Here is a 12,796-nt window from a genome sequence, read left to right on the forward strand (position 1 = left end):
GGGGCGTATTTCGTCCCGTTTGCATGTAACTTCAACTGACGCAGCAAAGGAGCAATAACAATGGTCAGCAACAAAGCAAAATGGTCGGCCGAATTCCTGGGGACTTTCTGGCTCACTCTGGGAGGTTGCGGCAGTGCCGTTCTGGCCGCCGCATTTCCGGGGGTAGGCATTGGTCTGCTGGGGGTGTCTCTGGCCTTCGGCTTGACCGTGGTCACGGGTGCCTACGCATTCGGCCCCATCTCGGGCGGGCATTTCAACCCCGCGGTATCGATTGGTCTGGTCGTGGGCAAGCGTTTCTCGGCTGCCGAGTTGCCGGGCTACATCATTGCGCAGGTGCTGGGCGCGATTGCCGCCGCCGCAGTGTTGTACGTGATCGTCTCCGGCAAAGCCGGGTTCCAGGGCGTGGGTGGCTTTGCCAGCAATGGCTATGGTGCCAACTCGCCCGGCGGCTTCGGCCTGTTGTCCGTGCTGGTGTGCGAGGTGGTGATGACGGCCATCTTTCTGGTTGTCATTCTGGGCGCTACCGCGAAAAAAGCCGCGGGTGGTTTTGGTGGTCTGGCCATTGGTTTGTGCCTGACGCTGATTCACCTGGTGTCGATCCCCGTCTCCAACACCTCCGTGAACCCGGCGCGCAGCACCGGCCCTGCGTTGTTTGCGCAAACCGGTGCGTTGGGTGACTTGTGGCTGTTCTGGGTTGCACCAATTGCCGGTGCGGTGCTGGGGGCGCTGGTCTACAACGCCATCCTGTCTGACGAAGCGTGAGACAAAAGCGTGGCCTGGATGTGAATAGGCTAGAGACTATGCGTGACTAGCTTGAAATCCGGATCATCCGGATAGCTCTTCACGTGGTAGCCCAGGCCGCGCATGAGTTTGAGCATGCCGGAGTTGTTGGCCAGCACCAGGCCTTCGATTTCGCTCAGGCCTTTTTCGCGGGCCACGTCCATGATGCTCTCCATCAGGCGTGAGCCCATGCCCTTGCCATTGAAATCGTCGGCCACCACCAGCGCGAATTCGCAGCTCGATTGGTCGGGGTTGGTGACGTAGCGCGACACACCCACCAGGCGCTCGGTCTCGGTGATTTCACCCTCCTGGTTGGCGGTGCGTTCCTTGATGATGGCCACCAACGCCATCTCGCGGTCGTAGTCGATCAGCGTGAAGCGCGCCAGCATGGCGGGCGGCAACTCGGCCATGCTCGATACAAAGCGGAAATAGCGGCTCTGCGGCGAGAGCTCGCTCACCAGCTTCTTGAGCATGGTGGCGTCGTCCGGGTGGATGGGGCGAATCGTGTATTCGCCACCACCGCGCAGCGGCAAGGTTTTCTCGTAGCGGGCCGGGTAGGGCAGGATGGACAGATGGTGGTAGTCGCTGGCGCGGCCACTGCTGGCTTGGGGTGCGTTGTCGATGACGATGCGCGCATCCACCGCCACGGCACCGGACTCGTCCACGATGATGGGGTTGATATCCATCTCGCGCAGGTGCGGCAGTTCGCACACCATTTCTGACACGCGCAGCAGCACCTGTTCCAGCGCGTCCATGTCCACCGCGCTGGCGCCACGCCACTCGCCCAGGGTCTCGGACACGCGCGAGCGGTCTATCAGGCGGCGCGCCAGGAACTGGTTGAGCGGCGGCAATTCCATGGCGCGGTCATTGAGCAGTTCGATCATGGTGCCGCCCGCGCCAAACACGATCACCGGGCCGAACGGATCATCGGTGACCAGACCCACATAGATCTCGCGGCCACGGCGGGCATGTGCCATCTTCTGTACCGTCACGCCATTGATGCGGGCTTGCGGCATGATGCGCCGCACGCGTTCCACCATGTCGTTGTAGTTGTCGCGCGCACTGGTGGCATTCATGATGTTGAGCGCCACGCCCTGCACATCCGACTTGTGGCTGATGTCGGGCGAATCGATCTTGAGCGCCACCGGAAAGCCCAACTGTGCCGAGATCATCATGGCCTCGCTGGCGTTGCGCGCCAGAATGGTCTGCGTCACCGGAATGTGGAAGCACGACAGCAGCGTCTTGGACTCCATTTCGGTGAGCACCTTGCGCCGTTCGGCCAGCACGCTCTCAATGATCAGGCGCGCGCCTTCGATGTCGGGCTTGCCCAGGGTGGACAGGGGCGGCGGAGTCTGCTGCAGCAGGCGCTGGTTCTGGTAGAAGGTGGCGATGTTGCCAAAGGCACCCACGGCAGCCTCGGGCGTGCGGAAGGTGGGAATTGCTGCAGCGTTGAGCAGCACACGTGCCTCACCCACGGTGGCGTCACCCATCCAGCAGGACAGCAGCGGTTTGCCCATGGACTTCTTGATCTCCGCCATGGCCTTGGCGATGCCGATGGAGTCTGCGCCGGTCTTGGGCGAGAAGATCACCAGCACACCGTCTATGGATGCGTCGTGGTCGGCGGCAATGACGGCGGCCTTGTAGTGTTCGGCCGAGGCTTCTTCAGACAGGTCGATCAGATCGCTCAGCGACGCCAGTTCCGGCACCTTGGCCTTGAGGTCGGCTGCTGACTGTTCTGAGAGCTTGCCCAGGTGCAGATGGATTTCATTGACCCAATCTGCCGCCAGCACGCCGGGGCCGCCCCCGTTGGTGACGATGGCTAGGCGCTGCCCCACCGGGCGGTAGCGCGAAGCCAGGCACTTGGCCGCGGAGAACAGTTCCACAAACGAGGTGACGCGCACCGCACCGGCACGTCGCAGGGCCGCGTCGAACACGTCGTCGCTGCCGACAATGGTGCCGCTGTGCGTCTGTGCCGCCTGGTTGCCTGCGGGCTTGCGCCCGGCCTTGAGCACGATCACCGGCTTGGCATTGGCTGCTGAGCGCAGGGCACTCATGAAGCGGCGTGCGTTGGAGATGCCTTCTAGGTAGACGATGATGCTTTGTGTGCGGGCATCGTTGGCCAGGTAGTCCAGTACCTGGGCAATGTCCACTGCGGTGTTGGGGCCCAGGGAAACCACGGATGAAAACCCCACGGCGTTCTTGCTGGCCCAGTCCAGCATGGAGGCGGTGAGTGCACCCGACTGCGACACCAGTGCCAGCGAACCGCTATTGGCCAGGTCGCCCGCCACGCTGGCATTGAGCTGCAGCAGCGGGTTCTGAAAGCCCAGGCAGTTGGGGCCCAGCAGTTGCACGTTTTCGCGCTTGGCCACCTTCTTCAAGGCCGCGGCCTGTTCGGCGCTGATGCCGCTGGAAATGATGACGGCGGAGCGGCAGGTCATGCGGCCCGCCACTTCCAGCGCAGCCACGACCTCTTCCGCCGGCAAGGCGATGATGGCCAGGTCCGCCCGGCTTTGCGCCAGCTCGGCCAGTGTGCCGCTGCTGTGGATGTCCAGAAAGTGCAGCGTGCCTTTGTAGGTCTGCGCCTTCAGGTTGGCAACCAGCTGGCTGGCCTGCAGTGTGAGGCTCTCCGGGTTCCCGGTGGAGCCGGCGAAGACCAGAATCGATTGCGGGGCAAAGAGGGGGGAGAGGTAGTGTTTGTCCATGGTCTCAATCAGCGCCTATAAGAACCTTGACGTGCGCCGTGGCGCTGCGCGCCAGCGGGCTCAAGACATAGCCTCCTTCAAGGCAGGAAATGACGCGGCCCTGGCAATGGCGCTGGGCCACGGCCATGAGTTGCTTGGTCACCCATTCGTAGTCGGCTTCCACCAGACCCAGGTTGCCCATGTCGTCTTCGCGGTGGCCATCGAAGCCTGCGGAGATGTAGATCAGCTGGGGCTTGAAGGCATCCAGCGCGGGTATCCAGTGGGTGGTCACCGCCTCGCGGAATTTGTCCGAACCCGAGCGCGGTGGCAGCCCCACATTGATCATGTTGGTGGCCGTGCTGTTCTCGCCCGAGAAGGGGTAGAGCCCGGTCTCGAAGATCGAGCACATCAGCACCTTGGGGTTGTTCTGCAGGATGTCCTCACTGCCATTGCCGTGGTGCACGTCGAAGTCGATCAGCGCCACCCGCTCCAGCCCGTGTTGTTCGATGGCATGCAGCACGCCCACGGCCACGTTGTTGAAGAAGCAGAAGCCCATGGCGGCACCGCGTTCGGCGTGGTGGCCAGGTGGGCGCACCGAGCAAAACGCGCTAGGCACTTCGCCCGACAGCACCAGATCGGTGGCTTGCACCGCAGCACCCGCAGCGCGCAGCGCGGCCAGGGCGGTATAGGGGTTCATGCTGGTGTCCGGATCGACGCGGTGGTAGCCCTCCTCGGGTGCGGAGTTGAGGATGGTGTGGATGTAGTCCGGTGTGTGCGCACGTGCCAGTTGCGCCTCGGTGGCCAGGGGCGCGTCGTAGCTGTGCATGTAGTCGAGCAGGCCTTTGGTGAGCAGCATGTCATTGATGGCCCCCAGACGTTCCGGGCATTCCGGGTGCCCGGCGCCCATTTCATGGCGTGTGCAGTCGACGTGCGTGATGTAGGCGGATAGCAAGGCAAATCTCCTGATGACTGCTGGCGCTGGATGTGCTGTTGCGGAGTCTAGGCCAGTCTTGGTTTTGGGGAATTGACGCACATCATCAAGAAGTGCGCCTTCGAGCGTCGCTCCCCAAATTGACAAAGCCCTGACAGCGGCTAGTTTGACGTGGTGCGGGGGTTTGTGGATACTGTGTATAAATACAGTACTCATGCCATCCAACGCTTCCCCATCCCCCGCTTACGCTGAGCTGCATTGCCTCTCCAGCTTCAGCTTCCAGCGCGGCGCCTCGCAGCCGGAAGAGCTGGTCCAGCGCGCCCGTGCGCTGGGCTACCAGGCCCTGGCCATCACGGACGAGTGCTCGGTGGCCGGTGTGGTGCGTGCGTACGAGGAGGCGCGGCAGCAGGGTGTACACCTCCTGCTGGGCTCCGAGTTCCGGGTGGAATTGCCGGCCGGTGGTGTGTTCACGCTGGTAGCGCTGGTACACAACCTGCAGGGCTGGGGCAATTTGTGTGCGTTCATCACGCATGCCCGTATGGCAGCGGCCAAGGGGCAGTACCGCGTCACCTGGGCCGACGTGCAGCAGCAGTCCCTGGCCGATTGCGAAATCCTGCTGACCGGGCTGGATAGCTTGGCCATGGAGTCGGCCTACGCAGTGTGCAGCGGGGTGCGCATGCTGTACGGGGCCAACGCCTGGCTGGCGGTATCGCACCGCCTGTGCGGTGACGATGCCTTGCGTTGGTACCGTGTGCAGCGCCTCGCGCATCTGGCAGGCCTGCTGCTGGTCGCCACCGGCCATGTGCACATGCATGTGCGTTCGCGCAAGCCCTTGCACGATGTGCTGACCGCGGTGCGCGTGGGGTTGCCGGTGGCGCAGTGCGGCTTTGCCCTGCAAGCCAACGCCGAGCTGCATATGCGCAGCCGCGCACGGCTGGCGTCGCTCTTTCCCCCGGAGCTGCTGGCGGCCACGCTGCAGATCGCGGCGCGCTGCACCTTCAACCTGCAGGAGCTGCGTTACCAGTACCCCATGGAGGCCGTGCTGCCCGGTCATACCCCGGCCCAGACCTTGCGCCAGCACACAGAAGAGGGCGCGCGCGTGCGGTACCCGGAGGGCGTTCCCCCCGAGGTGCGTAGGCAGATGGAGCAAGAGCTGGTGCTGATCGCCGAGAAGGCCTACGAGATGTACTTTCTCACCGTCCATGACCTGGTGCGCTTTGCCCGCAGCCGGGGCATTCTGTGCCAGGGGCGGGGGTCGGCGGCCAATTCGGTGGTGTGCTACTGCCTGGGTGTGACCGAGGTGGACCCCTCGCGCATGAAGATGCTGTTTGAGCGCTTCATCAGCCGCGAGCGTGACGAGCCGCCCGACATCGACGTGGACTTTGAACACCAGCGCCGCGAAGAGGTCATTCAGTACATCTACAAAAAATACGGCCGCGACCGCGCCGCCATCACCGCCGTGGTGGCCCACTACCGCCCGCGCAGTGCGCTGCGCGACGTGGGGCGTGCGCTGGAAATCCCTGAAGAGTTGATCAACGCCATGGCCAAGGAGCATCCGGGCATGTACAGCCGGGAGCTGCTGGTGGAGCGGTTGCAGTCGGCCATCGAGCGGGTGCAGTCCCAGGTAGACGCCGACGGCGCACGCGTCGTTCTGCCCGCGCCGCGCCGCTTGCAACTCTGGCTCAGCCTGGCCAGCGAACTGCAGCGTTTTCCGCGCCACCTGAGTCAGCACGTGGGCGGTTTTGTGCTCACCCAGGGGCCATTGACGCGGCTGGTGCCGGTGGAAAACGCGTCCATGAAAAATCGCAGCGTCATCCAGTGGGACAAGGACGATCTGGATGCGGTCGGGCTGCTCAAGGTGGATGTGCTGGCCCTGGGCATGCTCAGCGCCATACGCCGCTGCCTGCAACTGATCGGGCAGACGCGCGGCAGCCCGAAGCAAATGCAGGACATTCCGCGTGAGGATCCGGTTGTGTACGCCATGATCAGCCGCGCCGATACGATTGGCGTGTTCCAGATCGAGAGCCGCGCGCAGATGAGCATGCTGCCGCGCCTGCGACCCCAAGTGTTTTACGACCTGGTGGTGGAGGTGGCTATCGTGCGGCCCGGGCCTATCCAGGGGGGAATGGTGCATCCGTATCTGAAGGCGCGGGCCAACAAGGAAAAGCAGAAGTCCGAATTCCCCCAGCTTGATAAAGCCCTGAGCCGCACCCACGGTATCCCGATTTTTCAGGAGCAGGTGATGCAGATCGCCATGCTGGCGGCGGACTTCACTGCCGGCGAGGCCGACCAGTTGCGCCGCTCCATGGCCGCCTGGAAGCGCAAAGGCGGCGTGCACAAGTTCTATGACCGCCTGGTGAATGGCATGCACGCGAATGGTTATCCGCTAGAGTACGCCGAGCGCCTGTTCAAGCAGATTGAGGGCTTTGGCGAGTACGGTTTTCCCGAAAGCCACGCGGCCAGCTTTGCATTGCTGGTCTACAACAGTTGCTGGCTCAAGTGGTACGAACCCGCCTGCTTTCTGGCGGCCATGCTCAACAGCCAGCCGCTGGGCTTCTACGGCCCGGCCCAGCTGGTGCAGGACGCGCAGCGCCACGGCGTGCAGGTACGTGCCGCTGATGTGGTGTACAGCGATTGGGATTGCACGCTGGAGGCGTGCGAGCCGGATGCGCCCGCAGTGTGCAGCCGTGCCGAAGGCGTGCCGGAGCAGCCTGCCGTGCGGCTGGGCCTGCGCATGGTCAAAGGGCTTTCAGAGAAGGTGGCAGAGCGCATCAGCCAGCAGCGGCAGCAGGCACCTTTTGCGAGTACACAGGACATGGCCCTGCGCTGCCAACTGGACGTGGCCGATTTGCGCGCGCTGGCCAGTGCAGACGCCCTGCAAAGCCTGAGCGGGCACCGCCGCCAGCAGGTGTGGGACGCCTCCGCCCTGCGTGCCGCGCCAGCCCTGTTGCAGGGCGTGCCGATTGAAGAAGCGGCGCTGCAACTGCAGGCAGCCGAAGAGGGTGAGGAAGTGGTGTTTGACTACGCTGCGGTGGGGCTCACCTTGCGCACCCACCCGGTCGCCTTGCTGCGCGAACAACTACACAGCATGCGGTTGCTAACTGCCGAACAGATGCGCTTCTACCCCAGTGGCCGTCTGGTGCGCGCCTGCGGCATCGTCACAGCACGCCAACAGCCGCAGACCGCCAAGGGCGTGGTCTTCGTCACCCTGGAGGACGAGACCGGCAGCGTCAACGTGATTGTCTGGAAGGCCGTGAAAGAAAGCTTTCGCGACGTGCTCTACCACGCCCGCCTGATGGTGGTGTACGGCGTGTGGCAACGCGATGACGAAAGTGGCGGCGAGGTACGCCACGTGGTGGCCAAGCGGCTGGTGGACCTGACGCACCTGCTGGGGGAACTGAGTACGGTGAGCCGGGACTTCCACTAGCCCGGCGCGATATTGCAGTCCCGCCGCAACAGCGCCATGGCGTCATGCAACTCGTAGTCGTGGTCGCTGAGCAGACGGTCTTGTGCGTCTTCCAGGAAGTCCTGCCACATCTGCAGGTAGTCGTTCTGGAACTCGGCGGGCGCATTGCCCAGGATGTACTGCGTTACCAGATCGGGTTTGAGGCCGGACTTGCGAATCTTGCGTACCAGAGTCGCGGCGGCTTTGGGCGTCAGCAAGGTCTTGTGGGAGCTGCCTGCGGCAATGCTGAGGAACAGGGTGAGCAGCGAGCTGTCATCGCTGTGTCCGCCGGTGGCCTTGTTCCATGCGGCGGATGCGGCGCGGTCGAAGTCATCCACTTCGCTCAGAGCATCCTCCACCCAGAAGTAGCGGCCCATGAAAGCGGGGGTCTGGTCAAACAGCTTGCGCGCGGGCAAGGTGCTGTCCAGTATCTTGGGCATGTCAGCCACGATGCTTTTGCGCACACCGTCCACCACCGCCTTGAATTCGGCAGGCAGGTCCTTGGGCAAAGGGATGGACAGACTGGTGACCTTGGAGGCAGCCGCCTTCTTGCGCAGCGCGGCTATCGTTTTCTGGAAGGTCACCCAGTCGGGGAAACGTGTCTGCCGGGTGGCCATCGCCAGCAACGCAGTGCGTATCACCGCCTCGGCATCACGGCCCGCGTCTTCCAGTTCCTCGGCGTCCATGTCCAGTTGCTCGGCAAACCACAGTGCGGCCTGGATGACCTGCGCCACTTGCTGGCGCTTGGCCAGTTCGGCCTGGTAGTCGGCCAGGCTGCGCAAGGACCATTTGGCCAACTGCGGGATGTGGTCGTCGGTAAAGCCGCCATGCTCGTTCATGCCAAAGTGGCTGCTCTGCGGCATGGCAATCAGCGCCTTGAGCATGTCCGAGGCGTTCTTGGAACGCGACAGAAAGCTGTGGTCGCGCAGCGTCTCGGCCGCCTTGTGCAGATCCCCGCCACTGCTGAGTTCCAGGCTCAGGCTGACCAGGTTGACGATGCGGTCGCGTGCCTTCTCCAGCTCCGGGCGCAGGAACTCACTGCCGAAGTAGCGCGCAATCTGCACCATGCCCTTGGGCGCGTCGGTTTGAATGGCGTCCAGCTTGGCTTGGTCGATGAGGCCGTGCTGCAGGCCGTAGACCAGCACCTTCTCGAAGAAGGGGCGGGCATCAAACAGCGCAACGTGCTGGACTGCGGGGGTGGCGCCTTGGTCGTCGGACATGGTGTGCTGGTGTCCCTGCATCAAATGGCCGACTCTTCATCACCTTCCAGCGCAGCCGGTGTGGCCTTGCCGCGATCGGTATCGCTGGTCTCCACCTTGCCATCATCTTCTTCGGCCTCAGCTTCATCGCCCAGGCCCAGATCGTGTGCACGGGCCTTGGCGCGCAGCACCAGCAGCATTTCCACGAACAGGTCGGGGCAGTCGTGGCGCAGCAGCCAAGCCATCTGCATCCAGTCCTGGTCGGCGACCTCGTCCTCTTCGACGCGCGGCTTGATGTAGGCATTGGCGAGCAGGGCCGTCTCTGACAGGATGTCGCCATCATCTTCCACGGCATCAAAAGTGCCGCTACGCGCAAAGGCCTCGATGCGGCTCCACTTCTCGGTGAAGTAGTCGGCCAGCGCTTCGGAGCCGCCTTCGAGGTCGCCGATGGCGTTGAGAAATTCCACCGGGTCGGAGTCTTCGCGGAAGATGATGGAGTTCATCATGCCGCGCAGGTGGGTGCGGCTCAGGTCCTTGTACTGTTTCTCGATGACCACGGCACGCGCAAACTGCTCGGGCGTGACCAGCAGGTTGATGACCGATTCCTTGGAATTGTCGTACTCGCGTATCACCGCCAGGATGTCCTTGGGCGGCAACTGCTCCAGCACCACCATCAGGGCGCGGTCACCCTCGGTATCGGCCAGCTCCACCAGCGCCGCTTCGGCGGCCACGATGTCACCCGCGGCGATCAGGCTTTGGGTTTTTTGGATCAGGGCAAGCGCATTCATAAAATTTTCCTACTCTTTACGGTCAAAGCCTTGCTCGGCCAGCCAGTCGTTGCCGGCATCTTCACGGGCCTGTGCATCGGCTTCTTCCTCGTCGTGGTCTTCGGTGTGGTTGTCGTCGTGGCGTTCTTCACGGCGCGCATCGCGGTCTTCGGCACCGTCTTCGTCCTGGTCTTCCAGTTGCGCCCGCTCGGACGCCGACAGCGGTTTGTGCTGCATGTACTCCAGAGCGCTGGCGATGGTCATGAACCATTCGCCCATGGGTTCCTTCAGAATGGTTTGCACGGTCTCTTGAGCCCAGGGAGCGACATCCACCGTGCCGCTAATGCTGTCCCAATCCGGCAAATCGTCAGCGTCCTGAGCCACCAGATGGTCCATGGCGGCAGGGCTGCCAAAGCGCAGCGCCTGGTGCAGGACCACTGCCACCATCTCCGGGCTGAGTTCCATCATCTGGACCAGAAAACCCAGTTCGCGTCGCTTCTCAGCCAGGCGTTTTTTGAGCACGTCGTGCCCTTCGGAGTCGGAACGCAGATCGTCCAGTTCGGCCTGGTAGGCCGAGCGCAGGTTGTGGAAAAAGGGGGAGATATTCATGGTGTCAACGCGCCGCTTGGCGCAGGGGTTCAAAGTAGGCCTGCCAGATGTCGCGTGCCGTCTCGGCCGGGTTGTCCAGCAGATTGCGGCGGCGGTTGTCGTCGTATGCCTGGCGTTTGGCGTCGTCCGACAGCACCTCATAGGCCTCCTGCACGGATCGAAAGCGTGCCGGTGCATCCGCATCGGTATTGCGGTCTGGGTGGTGCTGCGACGCCTTCTGGCGAAAGGCCTTCTTGATGTCGGCCAGCGTCGCAGAGCTGGTCAGGCCCAGGGCGGTGTAGTGGTCTTTCATGCGGCAGCGGGTGGAGGTTTTGGGGAACGGCCTGCGTTCAGGAGGAGCTTGCCCAGCGGGCAGGCAAGGCCGTATTTTAGTTCCCGTGACTGAGGTGCACCCGGCCTTTGCTATTCAGAGACCGTTATCACCACTTTGCCATTGGCTTGACCTGAGCGAACCCACTCATGTGCCGTGTCTGCGTCATGGAGCCAGAATGGATGGTCATCCAGGCGTGGAGATACCTTTCCTGCTTCCACCAACTTTGTCACTTCCGAGAGGATATTCCCGTGCGCTTCTCTGCCTTGCCCCGTAAGAAGGGGGCGCAAGGTAAAAACGCCGGCATACCGCGCGGAACGGAACGATAGAGGTGCCAGGGAGTGAGTCCCCCAGCCCAGGGAGCTTGTTACGGTTCCAAAAGTTCTGACAGCCTGAAAGGCGGTATCCAAGGCGCCTACACAGTCATAGACAACATCGAATCCTTTTCCGGATGTGTATTGTTCGGTGAAGTGGCTGACAGGTGTTTCCCGGTTGATCGGAGTGGCACCAATGGAACGCAAATACTCAGCAGAGTCTGTGCTGTCAAGGCCGTAAGTTTCTGCACCGCGTGCCTTTGCCAATTGAAGCGCCATGTGACCCACGCCACCTGCCGCGCCGATCACAAGGACTTTGTCCCCGGCTGTGACGTTGGCTATGTCCACAATGCCTTCCCAAGCGGTAATGGCAACCAACGGCATGGCTGCGGCTTGCCGCATCGAAAGATTCCGAGGCATTTTGGCCAGCAGGCGGGCGTCGACGTTGGCGTACTCTGCCATTGTTCCTTGAACACCGCCCACTCCACCGGCCATGGCCCACACCAGGTCGCCCACGGAGAAATTGCGGACCCCTTCTCCAACCTGGTAGACCTCACCCGCCAAGTCCATTCCCAAAATGGCAGGGAACGGATGTTGCGCATGTGCGGCGGAGCCTGCCCGGATCTTGAGATCCAGGGGATTTACGCCACTGGCGTGGATTTTGACGACAACTTCCCCATACCTGGCATTGGGCAGAGGCAGTTCAATGTGTTTGAGGGCGGCGTTTGGTGTGTCTACTTGCAATGCACGCATGGTTTTGGCTGACATTTGGTATCTCCAGTTGATTGAAGAACCGAATGTAGGCTAGCAAAATTAGTATGGGAATCCATATTTGTGTAATGTTTCCATGCAAAAATGCATGACTTATGGACTGGGATGATCTTCGAGTTTTCATGACCATTGCGCGGGAGGGAACGCTTGGGGCGGCTGCGCGCGCGTTGGGTCAGACGCAACCCACCATGGGTCGACGGCTCAAGTCCTTGGAAAAAACGGTGGGTCACGTACTCTTCCAGCGCACGCAATTCGGTTTTGTTCCAACCGATGAAGGCCAAGCGCTTCTGTTGCGCGCAGAAAGAATGGAGGCGGAGGCAATCGCCGCAGAGCGCGAATTGTCTGGAGCAGAGGCATTGCTGTCCGGTTTGCTCAGGGTGTCCTGCTCCGACTGGTTTGGAAATTTGCTGTTGGCCCCGGTGATTGCCGAATTCTCTCAGCTGTATCCCGGGATCGTGGTTGAACTGTTGACGGAGCCGCGCCTGTATAGCCTTCCGCACAGGGAGGCCGATTGTGTGATGCGAATTCTTCCATTTCAGGACCCTGACGTAGTCAGCAGAAAACTGCTGCAGACCGAATACGCGGTGTACGGAGTACCTGATAAATGGAACAGTCATGCGAAGGGCGGTGCTGGATGCCGCTTGGTGCTCATGGACACTGCATTTCAGGATATGCCGGATGTGGGCTGGATAACACGCATCCTGCCAAAGGCATCCGTTGCCGCACGAAGCAACAGCCGGGAGGCTCAGGCCCGCCTCTGCGCCCTGGGTGCAGGCCTGGCTGTTCTGCCCAAACCGCTTGGCGATTCGACGCCAGGAATTGTTCCCTACGACTTGGGAGAGTCTCCTCCGAGCCGAGATACCTGGCTTGGCTACCACCACGACATGCGCAGACAGCCGCGCTTGAGTCGCTTTGTGGAATTGGTTGTCCGGCGTTTAAGCAGTGGTTAGACCCCGCAGGTCATCGGTAACAACCATCACCAGCTCCAG

Annotated in this window: 10 protein-coding genes; 3 read left to right on the plus strand and 7 right to left on the minus strand. The window is 62.2% G+C overall.

Features of this window, described 5'->3' with window-relative positions:
* The first annotated feature begins 60 nt into the window (after window positions 1-60).
* Window positions 61-762, plus strand: a complete 702-nt coding sequence (aqpZ, locus tag AC1RMF_RS13370) for an aquaporin Z (protein ID WP_493142039.1) — start codon at window positions 61-63, stop codon at window positions 760-762.
* A 29-nt stretch (window positions 763-791) separates the two neighbouring features.
* Here aqpZ and AC1RMF_RS13375 read toward each other — a convergent pair whose 3' ends face one another.
* Window positions 792-3,482: a bifunctional acetate--CoA ligase family protein/GNAT family N-acetyltransferase gene (locus tag AC1RMF_RS13375; protein WP_493142041.1), complete on the minus strand. Its 2,691-nt coding sequence runs from the start codon at window positions 3,480-3,482 to the stop codon at window positions 792-794.
* A 4-nt stretch (window positions 3,483-3,486) separates the two neighbouring features.
* Window positions 3,487-4,413 (minus strand): histone deacetylase family protein, encoded by a 927-nt coding sequence (locus AC1RMF_RS13380; protein ID WP_493142043.1) that lies wholly within the window; start codon window positions 4,411-4,413, stop codon window positions 3,487-3,489.
* Window positions 4,414-4,606: 193 nt separating this feature from the next.
* Between AC1RMF_RS13380 and AC1RMF_RS13385 the strand changes: the two genes are divergently transcribed.
* Window positions 4,607-7,819: an error-prone DNA polymerase gene (locus AC1RMF_RS13385; protein ID WP_493142044.1), complete on the plus strand. Its 3,213-nt coding sequence runs from the start codon at window positions 4,607-4,609 to the stop codon at window positions 7,817-7,819.
* On the opposite strand, the gene AC1RMF_RS13390 is transcribed toward AC1RMF_RS13385, so the two are convergent.
* The 5 genes from AC1RMF_RS13390 to AC1RMF_RS13410 all read right to left on the minus strand — a co-directional run bounded on the left by AC1RMF_RS13390 (window position 7,816) and on the right by AC1RMF_RS13410 (window position 11,804).
* Entirely contained in the window at window positions 7,816-9,057 is a 1,242-nt protein-coding gene (locus AC1RMF_RS13390) for a hypothetical protein (RefSeq protein WP_493142045.1), read from the minus strand. The two genes, AC1RMF_RS13385 and AC1RMF_RS13390, sit on opposite strands and share 4 nt — an antisense overlap.
* A 20-nt stretch (window positions 9,058-9,077) precedes the next feature.
* On the minus strand, window positions 9,078-9,824 hold the full coding sequence (locus AC1RMF_RS13395) for a hypothetical protein (protein ID WP_493142046.1): 747 nt from the start codon (window positions 9,822-9,824) through the stop codon (window positions 9,078-9,080).
* Between the two features lie 9 nt (window positions 9,825-9,833).
* Window positions 9,834-10,412 carry a hypothetical protein gene (locus tag AC1RMF_RS13400; RefSeq protein ID WP_493142047.1) on the minus strand — a complete coding sequence of 193 codons (579 nt, stop codon included), beginning with the start codon at window positions 10,410-10,412 and terminating at the stop codon, window positions 9,834-9,836.
* 4 nt (window positions 10,413-10,416) lie between these two features.
* Window positions 10,417-10,704 (minus strand): DnaJ domain-containing protein, encoded by a 288-nt coding sequence (locus tag AC1RMF_RS13405; protein ID WP_493142048.1) that lies wholly within the window; start codon window positions 10,702-10,704, stop codon window positions 10,417-10,419.
* Window positions 10,705-10,814: 110 nt separating this feature from the next.
* Window positions 10,815-11,804 carry a zinc-dependent alcohol dehydrogenase family protein gene (locus AC1RMF_RS13410; RefSeq protein WP_493142050.1) on the minus strand — a complete coding sequence of 330 codons (990 nt, stop codon included), beginning with the start codon at window positions 11,802-11,804 and terminating at the stop codon, window positions 10,815-10,817.
* A 98-nt stretch (window positions 11,805-11,902) separates the two neighbouring features.
* Between AC1RMF_RS13410 and AC1RMF_RS13415 the strand changes: the two genes are divergently transcribed.
* Complete coding sequence (locus tag AC1RMF_RS13415) at window positions 11,903-12,757, plus strand: LysR family transcriptional regulator (protein WP_493142052.1); 855 nt, start codon at window positions 11,903-11,905, stop codon at window positions 12,755-12,757.
* Window positions 12,758-12,796: the final 39 nt, after the last annotated feature.

Source organism: Rhodoferax sp. GW822-FHT04A08 (genome assembly GCF_058801025.1).

Bases quoted from the DNA above. Each gene is read 5' to 3' on its own strand.
- AC1RMF_RS13405 (WP_493142048.1), bottom strand. From the start codon at position 10,704: ATGAAAGACCACTACACCGCCCTGGGCCTGACCAGCTCTGCGACGCTG.
- AC1RMF_RS13395 (WP_493142046.1), bottom strand. From the start codon at position 9,824: ATGAATGCGCTTGCCCTGATCCAAAAAACCCAAAGCCTGATCGCCGCG.
- AC1RMF_RS13410 (WP_493142050.1), bottom strand. From the start codon at position 11,804: ATGTCAGCCAAAACCATGCGTGCATTGCAAGTAGACACACCAAACGCC.
- AC1RMF_RS13385 (WP_493142044.1), top strand. From the start codon at position 4,607: ATGCCATCCAACGCTTCCCCATCCCCCGCTTACGCTGAGCTGCATTGC.
- aqpZ (WP_493142039.1), top strand. From the start codon at position 61: ATGGTCAGCAACAAAGCAAAATGGTCGGCCGAATTCCTGGGGACTTTC.
- AC1RMF_RS13390 (WP_493142045.1), bottom strand. From the start codon at position 9,057: ATGTCCGACGACCAAGGCGCCACCCCCGCAGTCCAGCACGTTGCGCTG.
- AC1RMF_RS13400 (WP_493142047.1), bottom strand. From the start codon at position 10,412: ATGAATATCTCCCCCTTTTTCCACAACCTGCGCTCGGCCTACCAGGCC.
- AC1RMF_RS13375 (WP_493142041.1), bottom strand. From the start codon at position 3,482: ATGGACAAACACTACCTCTCCCCCCTCTTTGCCCCGCAATCGATTCTG.
- AC1RMF_RS13415 (WP_493142052.1), top strand. From the start codon at position 11,903: ATGGACTGGGATGATCTTCGAGTTTTCATGACCATTGCGCGGGAGGGA.